General features: G+C 68.1%; 23 protein-coding genes. 12 read left to right on the top strand and 11 right to left on the bottom strand.

Going from position 1 to position 20,564, the window contains the following annotated elements; translation table 11 throughout:
• The first annotated feature begins 8 nt into the window (after positions 1-8).
• Positions 9-1,517, top strand: coding sequence for a serine/threonine-protein kinase (locus JOD27_RS22535; protein ID WP_204764237.1), 1,509 nt, complete (start codon positions 9-11; stop codon positions 1,515-1,517).
• Here JOD27_RS22535 and JOD27_RS22530 read toward each other — a convergent pair.
• Positions 1,507-1,692 (bottom strand): DUF397 domain-containing protein, encoded by a 186-nt coding sequence (locus JOD27_RS22530; RefSeq protein WP_204764236.1) that lies wholly within the window; start codon positions 1,690-1,692, stop codon positions 1,507-1,509. The two genes, JOD27_RS22535 and JOD27_RS22530, sit on opposite strands and share 11 nt — an antisense overlap.
• Positions 1,693-1,707: 15 nt before the next feature.
• Positions 1,708-2,559 (bottom strand): helix-turn-helix domain-containing protein, encoded by an 852-nt coding sequence (locus JOD27_RS22525; protein WP_204764235.1) that lies wholly within the window; start codon positions 2,557-2,559, stop codon positions 1,708-1,710.
• A gap of 2 nt (positions 2,560-2,561) precedes the next feature.
• Between JOD27_RS22525 and JOD27_RS22520 the strand changes: the two genes are divergently transcribed.
• The 3 genes from JOD27_RS22520 to JOD27_RS22510 all read left to right on the top strand — a co-directional run bounded on the left by JOD27_RS22520 (position 2,562) and on the right by JOD27_RS22510 (position 3,303).
• Positions 2,562-2,717, top strand: coding sequence for a hypothetical protein (locus tag JOD27_RS22520; RefSeq protein WP_204764234.1), 156 nt, complete (start codon positions 2,562-2,564; stop codon positions 2,715-2,717).
• Positions 2,707-2,916: a hypothetical protein gene (locus tag JOD27_RS22515; RefSeq protein WP_204764233.1), complete on the top strand. Its 210-nt coding sequence runs from the start codon at positions 2,707-2,709 to the stop codon at positions 2,914-2,916. The genes JOD27_RS22520 and JOD27_RS22515 overlap by 11 nt, the downstream gene beginning before the upstream one ends.
• 93 nt (positions 2,917-3,009) lie before the next feature.
• Complete coding sequence (locus JOD27_RS22510) at positions 3,010-3,303, top strand: hypothetical protein (RefSeq protein ID WP_204764232.1); 294 nt, start codon at positions 3,010-3,012, stop codon at positions 3,301-3,303.
• A gap of 322 nt (positions 3,304-3,625) precedes the next feature.
• Here the strand turns inward: JOD27_RS22510 and JOD27_RS22505 are convergent, their stop codons facing one another.
• Genes JOD27_RS22505 through JOD27_RS22490 form a run of 4 tightly spaced genes read right to left on the bottom strand, consistent with a single transcriptional unit; the run spans position 3,626 to position 6,587 of the window.
• Entirely contained in the window at positions 3,626-4,408 is a 783-nt protein-coding gene (locus JOD27_RS22505) for an ESX secretion-associated protein EspG (RefSeq protein WP_204764231.1), read from the bottom strand.
• Positions 4,405-5,613, bottom strand: coding sequence for a PPE domain-containing protein (locus tag JOD27_RS22500; RefSeq protein ID WP_204764230.1), 1,209 nt, complete (start codon positions 5,611-5,613; stop codon positions 4,405-4,407). Before JOD27_RS22500 ends, JOD27_RS22505 begins: the two co-directional genes overlap by 4 nt.
• A 21-nt stretch (positions 5,614-5,634) precedes the next feature.
• Complete coding sequence (locus JOD27_RS22495; protein WP_275591756.1) at positions 5,635-6,171, bottom strand: DUF3558 domain-containing protein; 537 nt, start codon at positions 6,169-6,171, stop codon at positions 5,635-5,637.
• 44 nt (positions 6,172-6,215) lie between these two features.
• Positions 6,216-6,587 carry a PE domain-containing protein gene (locus JOD27_RS22490; RefSeq protein WP_204764228.1) on the bottom strand — a complete coding sequence of 124 codons (372 nt, stop codon included), beginning with the start codon at positions 6,585-6,587 and terminating at the stop codon, positions 6,216-6,218.
• Between the two features lie 442 nt (positions 6,588-7,029).
• Between JOD27_RS22490 and JOD27_RS22485 the strand changes: the two genes are divergently transcribed.
• Both JOD27_RS22485 and JOD27_RS46715 read left to right on the top strand, forming a co-directional pair.
• Complete coding sequence (locus tag JOD27_RS22485) at positions 7,030-7,887, top strand: hypothetical protein (protein WP_204764227.1); 858 nt, start codon at positions 7,030-7,032, stop codon at positions 7,885-7,887.
• Between the two features lie 230 nt (positions 7,888-8,117).
• Complete coding sequence (locus tag JOD27_RS46715) at positions 8,118-9,449, top strand: DUF2786 domain-containing protein (RefSeq protein ID WP_307830269.1); 1,332 nt, start codon at positions 8,118-8,120, stop codon at positions 9,447-9,449.
• Positions 9,450-9,460: 11 nt separating this feature from the next.
• Here JOD27_RS46715 and JOD27_RS22475 read toward each other — a convergent pair whose 3' ends face one another.
• Positions 9,461-10,159: a helix-turn-helix domain-containing protein gene (locus JOD27_RS22475; RefSeq protein ID WP_239568256.1), complete on the bottom strand. Its 699-nt coding sequence runs from the start codon at positions 10,157-10,159 to the stop codon at positions 9,461-9,463.
• Between the two features lie 196 nt (positions 10,160-10,355).
• On the opposite strand from JOD27_RS22475, the gene JOD27_RS22470 reads away from it, so the two are divergent.
• From JOD27_RS22470 to JOD27_RS22450, 5 genes are all read left to right on the top strand, one after another.
• A complete protein-coding gene (locus tag JOD27_RS22470; protein WP_204764226.1) occupies positions 10,356-10,967 on the top strand; it encodes a hypothetical protein in 612 nt (203 codons plus the stop codon).
• Between the two features lie 114 nt (positions 10,968-11,081).
• Complete coding sequence (locus JOD27_RS22465) at positions 11,082-12,401, top strand: purine-cytosine permease family protein (protein WP_204764225.1); 1,320 nt, start codon at positions 11,082-11,084, stop codon at positions 12,399-12,401.
• A 16-nt stretch (positions 12,402-12,417) separates the two neighbouring features.
• Positions 12,418-13,980, top strand: a complete 1,563-nt coding sequence (locus JOD27_RS22460) for a hydantoinase/oxoprolinase N-terminal domain-containing protein (RefSeq protein ID WP_204764224.1) — start codon at positions 12,418-12,420, stop codon at positions 13,978-13,980.
• A 48-nt stretch (positions 13,981-14,028) separates the two neighbouring features.
• On the top strand, positions 14,029-15,090 hold the full coding sequence (locus JOD27_RS22455; protein ID WP_204764223.1) for an S-methyl thiohydantoin desulfurase family protein: 1,062 nt from the start codon (positions 14,029-14,031) through the stop codon (positions 15,088-15,090).
• Positions 15,087-16,622 (top strand): helix-turn-helix domain-containing protein, encoded by a 1,536-nt coding sequence (locus tag JOD27_RS22450; RefSeq protein WP_204764222.1) that lies wholly within the window; start codon positions 15,087-15,089, stop codon positions 16,620-16,622. The genes JOD27_RS22455 and JOD27_RS22450 overlap by 4 nt, the downstream gene beginning before the upstream one ends.
• A gap of 32 nt (positions 16,623-16,654) precedes the next feature.
• Here the strand turns inward: JOD27_RS22450 and JOD27_RS22445 are convergent, their stop codons facing one another.
• The 3 genes from JOD27_RS22445 to JOD27_RS22435 form a co-directional block, all read right to left on the bottom strand.
• Entirely contained in the window at positions 16,655-17,476 is an 822-nt protein-coding gene (locus JOD27_RS22445; protein ID WP_204764221.1) for a sensor histidine kinase, read from the bottom strand.
• A gap of 126 nt (positions 17,477-17,602) precedes the next feature.
• Positions 17,603-18,307: a class I SAM-dependent methyltransferase gene (locus tag JOD27_RS22440; RefSeq protein ID WP_204764220.1), complete on the bottom strand. Its 705-nt coding sequence runs from the start codon at positions 18,305-18,307 to the stop codon at positions 17,603-17,605.
• Between the two features lie 33 nt (positions 18,308-18,340).
• A complete protein-coding gene (locus JOD27_RS22435) occupies positions 18,341-18,727 on the bottom strand; it encodes a nuclear transport factor 2 family protein (protein WP_204764219.1) in 387 nt (128 codons plus the stop codon).
• 42 nt (positions 18,728-18,769) lie between these two features.
• Between JOD27_RS22435 and JOD27_RS22430 the strand changes: the two genes are divergently transcribed.
• Positions 18,770-19,225, top strand: coding sequence for a MarR family winged helix-turn-helix transcriptional regulator (locus JOD27_RS22430; protein ID WP_204764218.1), 456 nt, complete (start codon positions 18,770-18,772; stop codon positions 19,223-19,225).
• Positions 19,226-19,680: 455 nt separating this feature from the next.
• On the opposite strand, the gene JOD27_RS22425 is transcribed toward JOD27_RS22430, so the two are convergent.
• Positions 19,681-20,511 (bottom strand): DUF4082 domain-containing protein, encoded by an 831-nt coding sequence (locus JOD27_RS22425; protein WP_204764217.1) that lies wholly within the window; start codon positions 20,509-20,511, stop codon positions 19,681-19,683.
• Positions 20,512-20,564: the final 53 nt, after the last annotated feature.

The following is a 20,564-nucleotide window of genomic DNA, read 5'->3' as shown; positions in this document are numbered from 1 at the left end:
GGGGCCGCGTGGCGCTGCGGACGATCGCCGGCCGGTACGAGGTGAGTGGGTCACTGGGCACCGGCGGCATGGGCAAGGTGTGGCTCGCCTATGACACGTTGCTCGACCGGCGGGTCGCGCTGAAGACCATTCGTTCGGACATCTCGCTTCACGGTGAGAGCGGGCGGGCCGTCGTGGCACGGTTCAAGCGCGAGGCTCGCCTCACCGCGAAGCTCGAACACCCAGGTGTGCCGGCCGTCTTCGACGTCGGGGCGCACGAGGACGAGCTGTATCTCGTGATGCAGCTCGTCGACGGCACGGACATCGAGGAGCTGCTGGCGCGCAAGGGAAAGCTGCCGATCGAATGGGTGGCGGCGATCGGTGCCCAGATCGCCGCGGTTCTCGCGGACGCGCACGCGGCGTCGCTCGTGCACCGCGATCTGAAGCCTCGTAACGTCATGCTTGCCACCGGTGGCAGGGTCGTCGTCCTCGACTTCGGCATCTCGACCTTGCTGGGCCAGGACGTCACCAGGGTCACGCGGAAGGGCGAGACACTGGGCAGTCCCGCCTACATGGCGCCCGAGCAGCTCACTTCGAACCAGGTCAGTCCACTGACCGACCTGTACGCGTTGGGTTGTCTGCTGCACGAACTGCTCGTGGGAACTCCGGTGTTCGGTGAGCGGGAGACCATGGCAATGATGTATGCCCAGGTCCACGAGCCTCCCCGTCCTGTTCGTGAGGTGCGGCCGGACGTTCCGGAGCCGGTCGAGCGGCTTGTGCTCGACCTGCTGGCGAAGGAACCCGAGGCCCGCCCGGCCGACGCGGGCGAGGTCTACACGAGGTTGACACCGTATCTGCCGAGGCCGAGCGGCGAGTCCGATGCGGCGTTCGAGGCGATCGACCCGACACGCCCCTATCGGTTTCCACTGGCTCCAAAGCCACGACCTCGCCCGGCACAGGCCGCCGCCGTCGAGCCGCCGTCTCCGGCCGCTGTCGAGGAGCTCCGAGACCGTGCCGCCGACCTCGCGGAAAGCGGGCGGTTCACCCAGGCAGCCGCACTGCTCGCGGATTTCATCGGCAAGTCTCCGGCCGACGAATCGGCGCTGCGAGGTGTCCGGCTGCAGTACGCGAACACGTTGTTGCTCGGCAACGAGTACCGGCTCGCACTGCCGGAGTACCGGCGTCTGGTCCGCGACCTTGGCGCCACACGAGGTGACTACGACGAACTGGTGTTGGAATGCCGGTCACAGGTCGCGACCTGTCTGGCCGAACTCGGGGAGATCACCGATGCGCTGCACGAGTTCCAGGTGCTGCTCGACATGCAGAAGAACGTCCGCAGCGCCGACGACGAGGTCGTGCTGGGGTTGCGCCGTCAGATCGGCCTGCTTTTCGCCTCGACCGGCGACCTGCACAGCGCGCACCGGGTGCTGACTCAGTTGCTGACCGACTCAGCACGCGTTCTTGGCGTCAGCCACAGCGACGTGGTCGACCTTCGCGAGTTGGTCGAGCGGCTGCGGAAGATGAGCCTCAGCAGTTGAACCGGCTCGCCTTGGCCTGGCCGAGGAAAACCGACCACGACTGCTGAGTGAAGCGCAGGACGGGACCAGTGGGGTTCTTCGAGTCGCGGGTGGCGACGTCGTCACCCGCGAACGTCACCTCGACGCAGTTGGAACCGTTGCCGCTTCGGCTCGACTTCCGCCATGTCGTGGGCATGGCCGCTCCTCAAGATCAGGTGAGTCTCGCCAACCGAGACTTGATCGCCTTGACGGTTTCGGCGGGCGACAAGGCTGCCGCACACATCCGTTCCGCAGCCATAGTGTACGCGGTTACCTGATCTTGATCCTGGATGTAGACGGCGCCGTCCGGGAACTCGACGTAACCGATGCTCAGTGCTTCGTCGAAGTCGAGCAGTGCGAACTCGCCGTCCAGCCCGTCGTGCACTGCTACGGAGCTGGGCATCAGGTGGAGGGTGATGTTGTCTCGTTTGCTCAGATCGAGCAGGTGCTGCAGCTGGCCTCGCATCACCTCGGGCCCGCCCACCATGCGATCGAGCGCGGACTCTTCGATCACTGCGACGAAGTGCAACGGGTTGTCGTCGTCGGTGAGGCGTGCCTGTCGCTCTTTCCGGAGCTTGACGATGCGCTCGATGTCGACGAGTCGGACGCGAAGATGGTTGATCAGGAGCGCGGCGGTGTACTCCGCTGTCTGAAGCAGGCCATGCAGGAGTAGCGGTTCGTAGGAGAACTCGCGCTTGGCGAGTCCTTCGAGGCCCATGAATGTCTTGAGCCAGTCCGGGACGACGTCGGTGAATGGAGCCCACCAGGTGCCGTGGTCGGCGCGTCCGGCCAGGGTGGCCATGCGGTCCACGTGGGCGGCGTCGCAGCCGAAGTGCCGGAGCAGCGCGGCTACTTCCTCCGGCTGTTGCTGGTTGCGCCCGCTCTCCAGGTGGGTGATCTTCGGCTGGCTGCAACCGAGTGCCTTGGCCGCATCCGCTTGAGTCAGTCCGGCACGGCTGCGGGCGTGGCGCAGCTCGTTGCCGATCAGCCAGCGCAAAGCCGACGGATCACTCCGCTCCGGCACCGGTGCTCCTCCGTTTGACGGTCGACGCGGTCTGCCGTCAGTGCTGGACGGCGTTCGACATCGACTCGATGCCGTGGGACCTGCTGGCGCGGCTGGTCGAGCACATCCGGGGCGGGCACTTCGTGCCGATGCGATCGGGGGACCGCTGTGTGGGCTGAACTCGCCAAGGACGTTGGCGGCGTCTTGCTGTTCGTCGTGTGGCTCGCGGTGCCGCCGCTGTACGTGATCGTGCTCGGGCGGACCTACCTCGCGCGTTGCCGGCTGCTCTACCAGGAACTACGTGATCACGGGTGCGAGTGCGACTGCTGCTGCGCCGACGTGGGACGGCATGCCCTGCGTCGGGTGGGAGGGAACTGATGCGCCGCGCTGGACGCTCTGCCGCCGGAGGGGCTGGAGTTCAAGATCCACCTGCTCCGCAGGCTGCTCGACGCCGCTCCGGAGCCGCTGAGCGTGAGCGACGCCATGGAAGGCGGGCCGAATCGCACCGACGCGTCTGGCTGGTACGCCATGAAAGCGCTGGAACACATCGGCGTGGTTGTCTCTGTGCCGAAGACCGCGCGGTGCCGCATCGCCCGCTACCGCTTGGCGGACGGCGCGGCGGCCGTCGTCGGCGACTTCGTGGCGGATCGGCTGCGTCAGGAGCCACGGCTGCCGTTGTCACCGCTGCCTGCCAGGTCGCAGTACCAACAGGTGCTTGCCGTGCTGTGCAAGCATCCCGACTCGTGGTTCACAGTGACGAGCTGACGTCCAAGCTCATCCGTGTGCGGAAGTGCGCCCGCAGGCCGACAGTTGAGCTCCATGCCGCCGGCTACCTGCTCCGCCGCCTGTCGGACGGCGGGAAACCCGGCCGCGCCGAGTACCAGTACCGCTTGGACCCCGACGCCCACATCGCAGGCGCGTGCACTACTCGACGCTTGAGTTCCCCTCAAAGTCCCGAGAGGCGAGGCCTGTGCCCGAAGACAAACCGATCAAGGACATGACCATGGCCGAACTCCTGGCCAACCAGGTCGACCAGGAGCCGATCGAGCAGGCCCAGCGTGCCGGGCAGACAGACGACTAGGACTGATCAGCTGGTGCGGCTGAGCAGTTCGGTCACGGCGTGGGTGAGCCGTCCGTGGTCGGCTGGCGCGAGCGTGGACCAGTCACGTCCGTCGCCCGAGATGCGGCGGGTGAACTGCCAGCGGCCGTCCGGGGTGTCGTAGAACGACACGGCGTACGAACCGCGGTGGCGCGGGCCGAGTCCGCCGTGCTGCCGCTCGCGGCAGGCCGCGCCGAACTGGCCCATGCGCACCACGTTGCCGAGTACCGAGGCGACCAGGTGCGCGTCCGGCCGTGGAATCCGGGCGTCGACGAGCAGGTTCTCCATGCGGCTGGAGGACTCGCCCGCCCGTGCCGCGGCGTGGTCGAGTATCTCGGCCGGAAGGCTGACGGACCGGGCTCGCGGTGTCGCGTGGTCGGGCAACAGTGACACCACCGACCGGGCCAGTGCGCTCTCGTCGATGTCGCGCAGGGTGAACTCTTCGGCGGTGAGTACCGCGAGCACCGCGTACCGTCCGATGCCCGCGGCGAGTGCGCGCACCCGCGGCCCGCTGGGATCGAGCCGCAGCCGGGCGTCGACCTCTCGTTCGGGCTGGGCCAGCAGGCGCAGCCACCCGGCCAGCGCGCCGTCCAGTTCGCCGCGGTCGGTGTATCCCTTGTCCTCCAGCGAGTCCCACGCCTCGCGGTGCAGCGCCCTGCGTTCGTCGAGCAGGTCGCCGTGGCTGTTGATCGACAGGATCGTGGGGAACTCGCCGAGCCCGAGGTGCTCCCAGCACAGGTCGAACTCCAGCCGGGACAACCGGTATCTCACTGTTCGGTCTCTCCGATCACCGGCGGCGCCACCATCGGAATGGTGCCCTCGCCCCACACGTCGTCGAGTTCTTCCAGATACGGCGCGGACTTGTGCTCCTTGTCCTCCTCGCCCTGGCCACGCTGCGGCGCACCCGCCATGCCCATGCCTGGGGTTCCTGCCGCACCTCGCGCACCCGCCGCGCCCTGCCCGCCGCGGCCGGTCTGCGCTGCCTCGCCGAAAGCGCCGACCCCGGCTGCTGGACCGCGACCCAGCTGTCCGGGTTGTTGTCCGACGACCCCGCTGCCGAGCCGTGGCGTGCCCACGCCGGAGGTGCCGCGCGAGTTGGTGCCTCCGACCGGAGTCGAGCCCTGCGGCGGTCGCATCGTGGGCGGGAGAGGGCCGCCGATCGGTGGCTGTGGGTTCGGCGTGGGCTGCAAGCCGGGTGGTGGCACCGGTTGTGGTGTCGGACGTGGCACTGTGTCGGCGGGCGGCTGGTAGTTGGAGGTTCCCGTCGTGTCGTCGTGGCCGTGCAACACCGGCGGCGCCGTGACGTTCTGTTGCTGTTGCTGGGGCGGCGTGACCTGGTCGCTGGTCGACGTGGTGCGTTGCTGTGAACTCCACTGCTCCGAGTACTGCGTCTGCGAGTTCGACGGCTGCTGAATCGGAGTCTCGGCAACCTGCGCGGTCACCTGGGGCGGCGGCACGAACGTGCCGATACTCGTCACCGACGAGACGGCGCCTGTCTCGTAGGTCTTCATCACCCGCACGGCCTCGCGCTTGGCCTCGTTCGCCTTCTGCTCCTCGATGTCCTGGTCGGTCTGCCCGCCGACCAGATGCGTCATCCCAGCAGGGATGCCGAAGAAGTCGTCATTCGCGGTCGAGGACACCTTCACCGGCGGCGGCATCCCGTTCTTCGCGCCGTGGTAGAACGACTGCTGAGCCTGCACTGAGTGGTGCGTCTCAACCCCCGCTGCGCGAGCGTCCTCGGCGAACTGAGCCAGCGGCGCCATCGCTCCGGAGAACGCCTCCCCGGCCGTGCCCACCCAGTCCACGCCCGCTTCCCGGTAGGCCGCCTCGATCTCGGCTTTAGCGTTACCCATCACCGCGCGGAAGCCGTTCCACGCATCCTCCACGGCTTGAGCGAAGGACGCGCCATCGTTGGCGTGAATCTTGTCGTACAGCTCCTGATGCGACTTCGCATCGAAGTTGTAGTTGCCAAGCACCGTAACTCCCCCCTCCCGGCTCTACTTCACCAAGTTCTGCATGGCGGCTTCAGCCAACTGCCGCGCCCCGTCACACGGCTTCGGAAACCGATCCCTGAAACTCGGGCTGACCGAGAAGGTCGCCAGCAGGTACTGGCCGTCAGCCACATCGACCGCCACGTCACAACGATCTTGGTCGGATGGAACGGTGACGGAGATCGCTGGGAATGTGGCGATCGGCTCCGTCTGCTCGGCTTGCCCGGTGCGCTTGCCGCCTGTCCATACCTCGATCCCTTCACTCGTGACCGGGGCAAGTCGGCTATCAGCGCCTGTGACGGTCCACGAGCAATCCTTGGCCTTGAAAGCTGGAGCATTTCCCGGACGCCCAGGTCGATCGATCTTGAGCGATGGCAACTGCTCCGCCGTGAGCAACTGACACGGGTCCTTGCCGTCGAGCTTGATCTCCCGAGGGCGACCCGATGATGGCCTGGTGGAGGTTGACTCCGTGGTCGGGGCCGCGGTGCCCGGCATGGGAGTCCCTCCCTCAGAGTGACTGCAAGCCGTGACGAACGCGAGCATGGTGATGCCTGCCAGCAGGGGGGGTACAGATCGTCGCATCGGGCTTAGATACCCCTGTTCTGCTGCTGCATCGCGGTTGTGTTGACGTCCTCGACCAGGTTGTATGTCTTGGCGATCTCGCTCAGTTGTTCGATGGTGAGGTTGAGCTGGTCCACGAACTGCTTGGTCACGGCAAGAGCCGTGTCGGCGTTCTCCGCGAAGATCCTGGCAGCATCGACGGACACCTCGTCCTGAGCTAGCGGCCTTGCGCGGAGGTTGTCACCTTCGAGTTTCAGGAAGTCCTGAACGTTGTCGCGGACAGCTTCGAGGCGGGTCTTGAGACCGAGCACCTTGCCCGGTTCGACACGCATGGTCACCGGACCACCGGCGAATCGCCCGGCGCTTCCCCCGTCCGGCATGGCTGAGTAGAACGGCATCGACTTCCTCCCTGAACCCTGGAGCTGTGACGTTGCCAGCCACCTCGATGAGCGAGCCGGCCAAGTGATCAGGGTCGTTCACCTCGACAGTGAAACCCCAACTGTTCGGTGGGCCACCTGATCCCTCTGACCTGGTCTTTCCGGTCCGCAAGCACGGTAGCGCACGCACACGCTCCGTGTCCGGCCGATAACTATGGGATGCGTAATCTCACCCGGATGCGACGAGATGCGTCACCGCGCGGGTGACTGCACCTGGGCATCCTCGACGCGGGAGGAAGGACCGACCTGCGGGAGTTGGCGCGCTGGCGGGGGTGGTTACGTGGGCTTCGCGCAACGGATCGGTGAGTCGGGTCGCCCATCGGCGGTTGCCCTCGCTTCACCCGGCGGTTCGATCCCGCATGGCTGCAGTGATGCCGCGGGAGCGGTGCGGTTGGATGTGTCGGTGGCCGTCAAGCTTGATGTGGAGTCGTTGCTGAACGCGGTTGGTAAGGATCTTGCCGCACGGGGCCGGGAACTTGCCCCGCGTGACGTGGTGGCCGAAGGTGGTGGCGCCGCGGGAGTGGCCGATGATCGCGACGTTTGGGTGGGCGTCGTCAACGGCGAGCTCGTCAGCGAGTGTGGTTGCTCGGCCGACGAGTTGTGTGTGCATGGCGTCGCAGTGGCGCTCGCCGCGATCGAAGCCGGCGTGGTCTTCGACTCGCAGCCCTCTCACGAGCGCCGGGATCCGGAGGAGCAGCGGTTCGCGGATGCGGCGGCACGGCTCGATGCGGGGGAGTTGGTGAGGTTGGTCGCACGGCACGCGGTGCACGATCGGCGGCTGGCCACGGGACTTCTGGTCTCGGCGGGTGAGCTCGGTGCGCCCACGGAGGAGGAAACCACCGCAGTGCACCGGATGCTCGTCGACGCTCGGCGGATTCCGGGTGGCTACGAACGGTGGGAGTTGCGTGACCTGCTGGACGCCGGTCAGGACATGCTCGCCGAGCTGGAGTTGCTGGCGCTGCGGCCGGTCAACGACGACGTGCTCGATCTCGTCGACGAGGCTGCCCGTGTCTGGACGTCGTTCCTGGACACCTTGTACGAGGCCAGGGACGCCGATCCAGAGTCGATCAGCGCAGCGCTGGCGGAGGTCCACGTCCGGCTCTACGAGGCGAGTGAGCTCGAACCGGAGGAACTCGCGGGCCGCCTCGCCAGGCTGCGCCCCGACCTTGCCGACGAGTCGTTCCTGGACGTGCCGGCTGCCTATGCCGACCTGCTGGGTGACGAAGGGGTCGACGAGTTCTGGAACCTGGCCGAGGAGTAGACCGCTGGACATTGTCAGCGCAGGTAGCCGAGGAGACGCTCGCTCGCGGGCGTGACGCTCGGGGCGCGTTGGCCGCTCGAAGTGCTTGCGCTTGTATCGGCGCAGGAGCGACTTGCCGCTCCGGCCCCCGAGACGCCGGGGTTTCCTCAGCGGGCGGGCGCGGAACTGTCGGACCGGATCGCTAGTCTGCGAGAACGGCGGCATGACGACTACCGCAGGGAGGGCCGGGCGTGGGCAAGCGCAACCGCGAGAAGCGGGCTGCGAAGAAGAAGGTCAGGGCGGATCGCGGCCCGACCCCACCACGGCACGGCTTCGACGGCCACGGGGAGACCTGGGCGCCACCGCCGGTCGTGACGCCGGAAATGGTGGCGGAAGGGTTGAAGCGGGCGGCCTACGCCCGCGCGTTCGACACGGACCTGGTGGACAGGTACATGGCGGATCTCGTGGGTCGCAGGCCGATCGCCAACCCTCGGACAGTGGCCATCGGTGCCGGGATTGTCCTGGGCGCGGCGATAGACCTCGTCTGGCAGAAGGGCTGGACGCCTGTCGATGTTCGCGAGCACATCCGCCGGAACGCCGACGCGGCGGCGAGCAGCCTGCTGATCGATGTGATCGCCGCGGACACGGCGGAGCACTCTCCGTCCACTGTGGATGAGCGGTGGGCGGCTCAGGTGCGTGAGCTCGGCGCCGAGGTCTGGTGGGAGCCCGGTGTGCCACAGCTGTCGCAGTGGGTGGACCGGTGCGGGACGGATCTTGAGCTTGCACTGCGAACCACGATCTTGCTGGTCGACGAGTTGATGAAGCTCCCTGAGCTGCCGCACATCATTCCGGTGCCGGGGTCGGCTTCCGCGCGCTCGTCCGCGTCGGTGGGCGGTGTGGACCAGAAGGTGCTGGCGCGGGTGCGGGCCTTGCTGGCGAAGGCGGAGTCCACGCAGTTCCCTGAGGAGGCCGAGGCGCTTTCGGCCAAGGCGCAGGAACTGATGAACCGGCACGCCTTCGAACGTGCCGTCCTAGACGCAGACGAACACCGGAAACAGACGGCGATCTCCACACGGCTGTGGCTTGATGCGCCGTATGTCGATGCCAAGGCGCATCTGATCGCCGCGATCGCCAGAGCGAACCGGTGCCGGTCGGTGTTCTACTCCAACATGGGGTTCGTCGCACTGGTCGGTGAGTCGATGGACGTGGAGATCACCGAGTTGCTGGTCACCTCACTGCTGGTCCAGGCAACCCGCGCGATGGTCGCCGAAGGAAGCCAGGTCACCCGAAGCGGAACGTCGCGCACGCGGTCGTTCCGGCAGTCCTTTTTGGTCTCGTATGCCACGCGCATCGGAGAACGACTCGAAGAAGCCGGTGCTCTGGCACATGATCCGGTCGAGGACGAGCGACTGCTTCCCGTATTGGCCGAGCGGTCACGGGTGGTCGAGGAGACGTTCGAGCGGATGTTCAGCAACATCACCCACAAATCGGCGACGGTCACCAACGGCGCGGGATGGGATGCCGGCAGGGCGGCCGCCGACCGTGCGGACATCACCGTCGGACGTCAGGCGGTCGACGCCTGACGTGGAGCTGTCTACCCGAAGGAAGCCACGTAGTCGAAGTTGCCTGCCCCGACGGTGCGTTCGAGAGTGCGGATGATCGGCTGCGGATCGTCGTAGGGCCCCGAGAAGTACAGAGGTTTGCCATCCCTGCCGAAGGTGATGGTGCTGGGCGGGGTCCACGGTCCCAGGTGACCCTCGGCGGCGGCGAAGTCGGGGTGAGGGTCGAAGCCCAGGCCGCGCGCGTACTCAAGGGCGCCGAACACCAGTTGACGCGCCAGTTCGATGGGTGCCTCGATCGGATTGCCGTCGAAGCCGGAGAAGTACTCCCGGGCAAACCCGCGCAGGGCCGGCTCGTCCATGATCTCCGGGCCCAGCGCGTTCTTCACCCCGAGGCAGTAGACATCGGCCAGATAGCCGCAGACCGAGACCTTGTCGTGCCGGTGCCTGCGGGCGACCAGTACCGCGACCAGGCCGGCGGTTCCGGCCGACGGGTCCTCGTCCACCGGCCAGTCGGGATGATCACCGAAGGACAGGCCGGTGCTCCAGTTCGGGCTGATCCAGCAGCCGACCACCGGCGGCTCGGGTGCCTGGGCCTGCGTCAGGATCGCGGCCGCGCGAACGAGTCGAGACGCTTCCGCGGGCTTGATCCCGAGCGTACGGGCGATCTCCTTGGGGGTGTGCCCTTGCTCCCGCAACACCCGTACGCGTTCCACACGCTCATCGGACTGCATGCGACCGATCGTATTGGCAGCACGGTGTCCGGCTTCCCGGCGCCTGTGTACCGGCACGTGCGCGGTTGCATGGGCGGGCGCGCAGCTGCGGGCGGTTGCCTCGATGGGGTGATGTGTGCGGTGGCGTGGATCAAGGACGGGGTTGGGTTGGGCCGATCGGGCTAACCTGCCGCGCGTGCGGACGAGGCTGACCCCCATGCAGCAGGCGGTGGTGGATGTCGGGCGCCCGTTGCCGCAGCTCACCGACCCCCTCGAGGTCGAGTTGCAGGTCAGTGCGTTTGTGGGGCCGTTCGCCGACAACGAGGTGTTGTGGGAGGTTGTCGTTCAGCACCTCCGGGAGGTGCCCAGTCGGCGTAGTGCTGCGTTGCTCACGGCCCTCGCGCATCTGCTTCCCGGTCGGCCTGGGCGGTGGGCGGAGGAAGCGGCGAGGGAGCAGCGGGAGCCGCCGTGGGACCTTGGGACCCTGCGGTTTGGGGAGTGTTGGGTCGGGGATCGGTCCATTGATGCGGGGTATCTGGCGCTGCTGTGCAGTTATGTGTATGGGGATGAGCCGCACGCGATGGTGTTCATGATCGATGAAATCAGAGGGGGGCTCACGCGGCACGCGTTTTTGACGCGGCGGGTGGATGAGGCGCTGGAGCGGCTCAAGGGGCAGGTGCGGTTGGAGTCGATCACTGCGGAGTCGGCTCACTGGCTGCTCAGTCGCAGCTACGACCGGTTTGAGCGGCGGCCTGGGCTCGGGTTCAGTCTTGAGGTGCACCGCACTCGGCTGGTGGCTCGCAGGCGGATTGCGCTGGCGATGAATTAGACGGGCTGTGCGGAGCGCAAGGTGGGGATTCGCCCGACTGTGCACATTGTCTGTAGCTCGATCGTGACTCGGCTATTACTGTCCGAGTTGTCGATCACAGGGCGGAGGGACGACGTGGCCGCTCTTCTCGGGCATGACGATCAGGCCCTCATCCGAGTCCCTGACCAGGCGCGGCACCCGTGGTTGTCGGTCGCGACCCAGCGCTTCGGGCAGACGACCGCGCTGAGTCAGTTGCTGCTGGGCGCGACACTCGGCTTCGGGATGACCTTTTGGGACGCGTTCCTCGCGCTCACGATCGGGGCGCTGCTGCTCAACGCCGTGGCTGTCGCGGTGGGGATCATCGGGCAGCGCGAAGGGCTCTCGACGGCCATCCTGACGCGGTGGACCGGGTTCGGGCACGCGGGGAGTGCGATGCTCGGGCTGATCATCGCGCTGTCGTGCACCGGGTGGTTCGGGGTGCAGACCGGGCTGGCCGGGGTGACGCTCGCGGACGTGGCCGGGGTGTTGCCGGCGCCGGTGTGGTCGCTGATCTTCGGGATCGTCGTCACCGTTATCGCTGCCTATGGCGTGCGGTGGATGGCGTGGACGGCCTACTTGGCGGTGCCGGCGTTTCTGCTGCTGCTTCTGTGGCTTGTGCTGACGAACGTCCCTGACATCGCGGCGACGCTCAGCAGTCCGGCGCCGGGGCCGGCCATCGGGATGATGACCGCGGTGACGCTGGTGACCGGCAGTTTTATCGTCGGGGCCGCCATCGCGCCGGACATGACTCGCTTCAACCGCAACGAATGGGACGTGGTCAAGCAGACCGTTCTGGGCATCACGCTGGGCGAGTGGGTCATCAGCCTGGCCGGGGTGGTCCTCGCGCACGGGCTGGGCACCACGGACGTGATGGGCGTCATCGGCTCGTCCAGCGGGTGGATCGGGGCGCTGGTCGTGGTCACCGCCGTGTTGAAGATCAACGACTGGAACCTCTACTCGGCGTCGCTCGGGCTCGTGAACTTCTTCGACGCGGTGTTCGCGGTGCGGATCAGCAGGGCCCAGGTGACGGTCATGGTCGGGTTCGCGGGCAGTTTCCTCGCGGCCGCGGGGATCGTGCACCAGTTCAGCCATTTCCTGGTGTTGCTCGGCGTGGTGTTCCCGCCGGTCACCGGGATCATGATCGCCGAGTACTACGTCGTGCGGCGGTGGCGCAACGAGATCATCTCAACGCGGCCGTACGTGCCGCGGTCGGCTCCCTCGTGGGTGCCCGTCACCGTGGTCGTCTGGCCGGCGGCCGCCATCATCGGTGAGCTGCTGCCGTTCGGGCAGTCCAGTGTGAACTCGCTGGTGCTCGCGTTCGCCCTCTACGTCTCGGCCGGCCGGCTGGATCTGCTCCGCATGCGGACTCGCAGGGCCACCAACCGTAAGGTGGCCGGGGAGGCGTCCGCCGCCTGAGGGGTGGTTCGGCAACATGCACATCGGTATCGACGTCGGTGGCACGAACACCGATGCCGTGCTTGTCGAGGGGCGCGGTGTCCTCGCGGAGTGCAAGGCGACGACCACGGCCGACGTGACGACCGGGATCATCAAGGCCGTCAGCGGACTGCGGGCCGTGTTCCCGTTCGAACCCGGCGCCATCTGCGCGGTCATGATCGGCACGACGCACTTCGTCAACGCCGTCGTCGAGGGCAGGGGACTGGCCCAGACCGCGGCCGTGCGGCTCGGGCTTCCCGCCACCACAGCACTTCCGCCGTTCGTCGACTGGCCGCAGCCGCTGCGGCAGGTCATCGGCGGGCATTCCTACCTCTGTCACGGCGGCCACGAGTACGACGGGCGGGTGTTCTCGCCGCTCGACGAGGACGAGTTGCGCCGGGTGGCCGCGGACATCGCGGCGAAGGGTGTGCGGTCGGTCGCCATCTCGTCGGTGTTCTCGTTGGTCAACGGGGATTTCGAGCGTCAGGCGGCGGAGATCCTCACGGCCGAGGTGCCGGGCCTGCTCGTCAGCTTCTCGCACGAGATCGGGCGGCTCGGCCTGCTGGAGCGGGAGAACGCGACGATCATCAACGCCGCGTTGCGCGAGCTCGCCGGGCAGATCGCCGACGGGCTCACCGAATCCCTTGCGGCACAGGGCATCAACGCTCCGCTGTACCTGAGCCAGAACGACGGCACGCTGATGGACCTCGAGTACGCGCGGTGCTACCCGGTCGCCACGTTCGCCTCCGGGCCGACGAACTCCATGCGCGGCGGGGCATTCCTGTCCGGTTTGGACCGATGCGCGGTGATCGACGTCGGCGGCACGACGACCGACGTCGGCATGCTGCACAACGGTTTTCCTCGCGAGGCGTCGTCCGAGGTGTTGATCAGCGGGGTGCGCACTAACTTCCGGATGCCCGACGTGCTGTCGGTCGGGCTGGGTGGCGGCAGCGTCGTGCGCGAGACGGCGAGCGGTGTCGAGATCGGGCCGGACAGCGTGGGATTCCGCTTGTGCGAGAAAGCTCTCGTGTTCGGCGGCGACACGCTCACCGCCACCGACGTCGCGGTCGCGGCAGGCCTCGCCGACATCGGCGACCGGAAGTTCGTCAAGAACCTCGACCGCGCGCTGGTCCGCGCGGTGCTCGACCATGTCTGCGACCGGATCGCCGCGCAGGTCGACCGCCTGCGTACGTGCCCGGCGCCGTTGCCCGTCGTGCTGGTCGGCGGTGGCAGCGTGCTGGTGCCGGACGAGATCGAGGGCGTCAGCAAGATGATCAGGCCGGAACACCACGCGTTCGCCAACGCCATCGGTGCCGCGATCGCGCAGGTCGGCGGCGAGGTCGACCGGGTCTTCACGTTCGACCCGAACCGGCGCGACGACGTACTCGACTCGGCCCGGCAGGAGGCCGTCGACAGGGCGGTGGCGGCGGGCGCGAAGGCGGACAGCGTGCGGATCGTCGAGGTCGAGGAGATCCCGCTGGCGTACTTGCCGGGCAACGCGAGCCGGGTGCGCGCGCGAGCCGTCGGCGATCTGCTGCTGGAGAGGCCACTCGGCGTATAGGGCGCTGGTCCTTCTCGCGCGAGCACCGGCGGCACTACTGTCTCGCGCATGCACCTGCTCCAGCCCGACGAGGTGGACCGGCTCGCCCTGGGCGTGGTCATGCTCGGCAGCGGTGGTGGAGGTGGCGAGCACGAGACCCACGCCTTCGCAGCCATGCTGCGGCACGAAATGCGACAAAGCGGTCCGGTGACGATCCTTTCGCCGGAAGAGGCCGAACCGGACGGCTACGGCGCGCGGGTCGGGCTGATCGGCGCACCGACCGTGATGATCGAGAAGCTGCCGTCCGGCCAGGAAGCAGAGGAAGCCCTGAAAGCGTTGCAGGCGCACGATTCCACCCGCGCCACCGCCGTCATCGGGTGGGAGGTCGGCGGGTGCAACGGGCTGCTGCCGCTGATCCTCGCCGCGCGGCTCGGGCTGCCGTACGTCGACGTGGACGGGATGGGGAGAGCGTTCCCACGGATCGACCAGACGACCTACGACGCAGCCGGGCTACCCACCACTCCGTTGGCCATCACGGAACCCGGCGGAAACCGGGCGGTTCTCGACACCACGGGCATCGAGAAGCTCGCCCGCACGGTGATGGTGGACTTCGGCGGCTGGGCGATGATGGTCGCCAAGCCGTTGAAACTCGCGGACGCCATCCAAGCTGGCATCACGGGCTCGCTGTCACGCGCGCTGGAACTCGGTGAGATCTGGTCCCAGCACACGCTTCCGGTCGACGAACGGGCCAAGGCCTCCGGCGGTTTCGTCGTGACGCGCGGGAAAGTCGCCGAGGTGTGGCGTGAATCCGTCGGCGACTTCCCCCGCGGAACGGTGGCGCTGCGGCGGCTGGACACCGACGATGCGTATGTGCGCCTGGAGATGCAGGGGGAGTACCTCGTCGCGCTCGCGGACGGCGAGCCGCTCGTGACGACGCCCGATCTGCTGTGCTGCCTCGACTCCGAGTCCGGCAAGCCGGTGTCGACCGAGCGGCTCACGTTCGGGGCGGTGGTGGATGTGGTAGCGCTCCCATCCCCGGCGCGGTGGCTGCGCCCGGAGATGCTCGGACGGGTCGACCCGCGCGCGTTCGGCTACGACCTCGACCACGTGCGGTTCCGGGACTCGTCGTGATCGACGACGCCGACTCGCTGACCGTGCGCGATCTGCTGGAGATCGGCGTGCTGGGCGACGCGTGCCTGTTGGCGGGCGAGCGCGGCGTCGACACCGAGGTCGGTGATGTGCGCCTGGCGGCGGACATGACGGCCGTGGAGGCGTGTTCGGCCGGCGACCTGGTGATCCTGACCGGCTACCAGCCCTACCTCGTCGAGGTCGCGTTGCGCCGCGCCTACAGCGCCGACGTGCGGGCCGTCGTGCTGGTGCGGCCGTCGACGGGGAGCTACCAGCCCCCGTCCACCGCGACGATCTCCTTCGCCAACCGGCTGGGTGTTCCGCTGCTGCAGACCAAGGCCGACGACCCGCTGCTGGTCGCCGACTCGTTGCGCACGGCCGTGCGCCGGCCGGAGGTCACCGCGGCCCGGCTGCTCAACGCCGTCACCGCGCGGCTCGGCCGCAGCAAGCCGGATCCGCGCTCGGTGATCACGATCCTGTCCGGCGAGCTGCACGTGACATGCGCGGTGATGAGCGCCGACGGCACGGCGATCGAGGGAGTGTCACCGCCCGGCCTGCCGCCGGACCTGCTGGTCGGCTCCGTTGCCACTACCGTCGAGCTGCCGGAGGGCGTCGCGGTGGCCGTGCCGGTGGAGACGGACAGGACCGGGCACGTGCACCTGTGGCTCGTCGCGCACACCCGCGGCCGCAACAAGCGCTGGGCCGAGACCGTCCAGCAGATCAGCCAGGTCGCCTCCTGGGCGCTCGGCAACTGGGTCGCGACCGAGCGCCTCGAAACCGAACGCCGCGCCCGTTCACGCGGCTCGCTGCTGTCCGAGCTGCTCGCGGCGGGCGACGACGTGCCGCCACATCTGGTGCAGCAGGCCGTGCTCGCGGGGTGGCGCCTCGACGGCTGGCACACGGGCGTCTACGTGATGGCGAACCCGCCGTCACCGGGCTGCTTCGACACCGCCCACACCGAACGGCTGCGCATCGAGCTCTCCCGGCGCGGCCTGCACGGGCAGCTCGTCGAGGGCGCGGAGGGCTGGTCGTTCTGGCTCACGAACGACGCGGAGCCGCCGCAGTCGCAGCACCGCGAGCTGACGGCGAGGCTCGCCCAGGCGCTGGGGTCCTGCAACCTCGTCGCCGGTGTCGGCCGTCCGCATCCCGGGTCGTCCGGTGTGGGACGCACGCTGGCCGAGGCACGGGAGGCCGCCGCGATGACCGGGGCCACGAAGGTCGTGCACATCGACGAGCTCGGCGTGCGGCGGCTGCTGTCGATGGCGGCCGAGACCCCGGCGCTGGTGGAGCAGGCGACCCGGCTGCTGGAGCCGCTGACCGGGGTCGAGGACGGGCAGCTCCTGCGCACGCTCGCGGTGTACCTGGACGAGGAGTCGGTGACGTCCTCGGCGGCGGTGCGGCTCAAGGTGCACCGCAACACCGTGGCGCAGCGGATCAACCGGGCCGAGCAGCTGCTCGGGGTCAGTCTGCTGAACCCGGACGAGCGACTGGCGGTTCATCTGGCGTGCCGGGCCGTGCGGGCTTCCGACGAATGACAGTCGAACGCCGCTGCCGCCGCGAGGCCTGATCAGGTCGGCACGAACGCCGGCAGGACCGCGTCCACCTCGAAGCCGCCGTCGTCCGTCGGCCCCGCGGTGAGCGTGCCGCCGACCATCTCCACGCGTCCGCGCAGTCCCAGCAGACCCGCGCCCAGGCGGGTCGGTGCGGTGGCCGGTGTGGACGAAGGGGCCGTGTTGCGGATGACGGCATGAACCATGCTCGGTCCACAGTGGATGGTGATCTCGGTGTGCGCGCCGGGGGCGTGCTTGTGCACGTTGGCCAGGGATTCCTGGACGACCCGGTACATCGTGCGGCGGACGGCGGGGGAGACGATGTCGGCGTCGCCGTGCTCGGTGAGGGTGACCTCGAGGCCGGTGGCGGCGGAGTTGGCCACCAGGTTCGCGAGGCGGTCGGGCAGGACGTCCGGGATGCGGGCGGTGCGGCCGGACCGCAGGACACCCACCAGGTCGCGGAGCTCGGCCAGCGCTTCGCGGCCCGCGGTGCGGAGTTCTTCCGCGGCGTTGCGCATGTCGTCGTCCTTGGCAGCTACGCGCAACGCACCGGCGTGCAGCACCATGAGGTTCAGGCGGTGCGTCACGACGTCGTGCATCTCCGCGGCCAGCCTCGTGCGCTCGTCGGCGCGGGCCTGTTCGGCCACGAGGTCGCACTCGCGCTGGGCGCGGTCGGTGAGGGCCTGGGCGAGCTTGCGCCGGGTCGCCAGGTGGAGGCCCGCCAGTCCGGCGATCGTCAGCCCGAGGAAAGCGGTTGCCGCGGTGTGCGGGGTGAAGCCGTGCCAGACCTCTGGTGCTGCCGCGGACAGCACCAGTGCGAGGTCTTCTGCCCGCTTCACGCGGGTGACGATACTGCCGGGTCGGCGCTCCAGATCACCTACTGGAGCAGGGGATGGACCCTACTTTCGCAGGTGGCGACCCAACGCTTTTCCGCCTGCCGGACACGCGCGTCCGCCGGAGATGTGTCAGTCCTTTCGGAACAACGCCGTCCAGAGAAAGGATTTCCCGAACGCACCGGACGAGGCGGGTTTCTCCGTCATCCGGCGCAGCTCGACCTCGACGAAATCCTGGAAGATCCACCGCAGGTCGTCGGGGTCGTAGCCGACGCCGCCGTTCAGGCCGGACTGCCGGTACAGCTCCGCGTCGGGCGTCGCGGTGCCCTCTTCAGCGGTGAAGCAGGTGAGGGCGAAGTAGCCGCCGGGTTTCAGCGCGCGGTCCAGCAGGGCGAGGTAGCTGATCCGGCGGTGCGGTGGCAGGTGGTGGAAGCAGCCCGAGTCGTAGATCAGGTCGTACGTGCCCTCGGTGGCGAACGCGTCGCCGTGACGGAACCGGATGCCGAGGCCCTCGCCGCGTTCCGACGCCCACGCGATGGCCTTGGCAGAGATGTCGACGGCGTCGACCTGGAACCCGTTGCGCGCCAGGTAGATCGCATTGCGGCCCGGTCCGCAGCCCACGTCGAGCGCCCGGCCTCCGCCGAGCAGGCCGCGGTCGACGTAGCCCACCAGGTTCTCGTCCGGCTTGGCCACGAAGAACGGGACCTCGCGGTCGCGGTCCGCGTAGAAGCGGTCCCACCAGTCGCCCGCCTGCTCGGTCCAGCGGTCGGCTTCCGGTGCGAAGAGACCGTCGAGCAGAACGAGGACGTCGTCGACCGAACGGATGTGCCGTTGCACGAAAACCCCCAGGTAGAAGGCTTTCAGTCTACCTCAGAGGCCTCCTTCGGTCGGGCCTTGGAACGGTTCGTAGCAGTCGTACGTCTCGATGGAGTTGATCAGCCCGTCGCGCATCTCGACGAACTGTGCGATGCGCGCGACGAGCTGCTCACCTGTCCGCAGCACGCCGGTCCAGGTCAGGCGGACGATCGTGGTGTCACCGGACCGCAGGGTCGAGTGCACGTCGTACTTCTGCCTGGACAACAACTCCACGCCCTTCGCCGAGGCCGTGAGCATCTCGGTCAACGGCATGCGCTCGCCCATCGGCTTGATCAGGTTCGGGTGCTCGACGGTCATGGCGTCGGCGGTGAAGTACTGGCGCAACTCGGCGCCGGACCGCCCGGCTTCGAGGGCTCGGTGCAGTGACTGGAGGGCGTCCATGTCTACAACCATAGTTGTACAACTGTGGTTGTCAATGTCAGGATGCTGGCTGTGGACCTGATGCGGCTCGACCTCGCGACCCTCGCCTTCCTGGCGGGCAGCTCCGCGAACGACGCGATCCTGGCGCGGCTGCACGAGATCGGGCACACCGGTGTCCGCGTCTCCCACGGCTACGTGATCCAGCACCTGATCGAGGGCGCGCCGACGGTGTCGGAACTCGGAGAGCTGCTCGGGGTCACCCAGCAGGCGGCGTCGAAGCAGCTGCTCGAACTGGAACGGCTCGGCTACGTCGACCGCGTGCCGGACCCGGTCGACAGCAGGGTGCGCCGGGCGCGGCTCACCGCGCGCGGCCGGCGGCTGGTCGAGGACAGCCGCCGGCTTCGGCGTGAGCTGGACGTGCCCGGTGAGAACGCGGCGAAGCGGGCGCTGATCCGGTTGCTCGAGGCGACCGGGGGCATGGAGAAAGTGCTGAAGCGCCAAGTGGTTCCGGGAGACTAGTAGCTCGTTGCAGCTATCTCTTGGGATGTGACAGTGAGGGTGATTTCGGCAGGCAGCCGCGCTTAGATCACGAAGATCGCGCTCTCATGGCGGCCAACTGCACGTTGGCCGCAGTCGGGGTGATCAGCAAACGTTTGCGTCAGCATTTCTCTACCGCCATCTCGGCAGCAACGTGCATGAGAACGCGACCATCCGGGCTTTCGGTGACGAGCACCAGACCGCCCGGCCCCCCGCCCGACTCAACGGAGCACAACCAAGCCGCGACGCTCTACCAGCTAGTCCTGCGCCGGAAATCCGGCAACGAAGTCGTTCCTCACTACCCGGCGTGTCCAGCCACGACACGCCGGTGCTGAAGAGTACGCGGGGAGCTTTCGTACTCTCGGAGCGGACGAAAGGCCCCCGCGTGCCAAAAGAAACAAGACTGGACTTCTGCTGCGGAATTCCGGCGCGGGACACTAGGACTGGAAGATCGGCTCCACCCAGTAGTTGCCGGCGTTCCACGTGTCGGTGGGGAATCCGCCGCCGTAGCGGTACACGCCGGCGTTCACGGGCGTGTGGAACGGCGTCTGCGCGAGGCGGCCCACGAAGTAGTTCTCCGTTGAGAGGTAACCACCTGACGGTGTGTAGTACGAGACGACGTACTCGTTGCCCGGCGCGACGGGAACCGGCGTGCCGAAGTCGATCCGCTGCCCGTACTGGGCGCCGGGCGCTTCCCGCGCGGCCAGCAGAACGCCGGTCGAGGACCACACCTTCGCGGTGACGGGGCCGGTGTAGTTGCCGCGCCGGATATGCATGCCCACCAGTGATCCCGGGCGGTCGACGCTGGTGCGGACGCCGAGCTCGACTGCCTGGTCGTCGCTGTCCTTCACGTCGGGCTGAGGTATGTGCTGCAGGAAGAGGAAGGTCTCGCTCGGCACAGGTGGCAGGGTCGTGCCGCCGACGTGGATCGTGCGCGAGACGGTGATGGGGCCGACGGTCGACGCGGTGTGGGCGCGGGCCTTGATCGTCACCGGGCCCGGGGTGTCCGGGGTGAACACGAACGTCCAGTTCTCGCTGCGGGCGTCGGTGGACGTCCAGGTGGCGCCGTCGTCCGTGGAGATCTCGACCTCGGTGATGCCGCCCGCCTCGCCGTTGTAGGCGCCGCCGATGACGAGCAGCGGTTCGTCGAGCGGAACGGAGACCTCGGCGGTCGGGGAGAAGAGGGTGGCCTGCGGGCTGTCGGCCGCGAACGCCGGAGTGGGAGAGAGCAGGACAAGTGCCAGCAGCAATGCTGCTAATCGCCTCATGTTCGGCAAATCGTCGTCGTTGCGACCGCGGTTACGGTGATCCGCTGGATGAC

The organism is Lentzea nigeriaca (genome assembly GCF_016907955.1).
GTDB classification, from domain to species: Bacteria; Actinomycetota; Actinomycetes; order Mycobacteriales; family Pseudonocardiaceae; genus Lentzea; species Lentzea nigeriaca.
The sequence above is the reverse complement of the archived record's forward strand: the minus strand, read 5'-3'. Positions and strand labels throughout refer to the sequence as shown.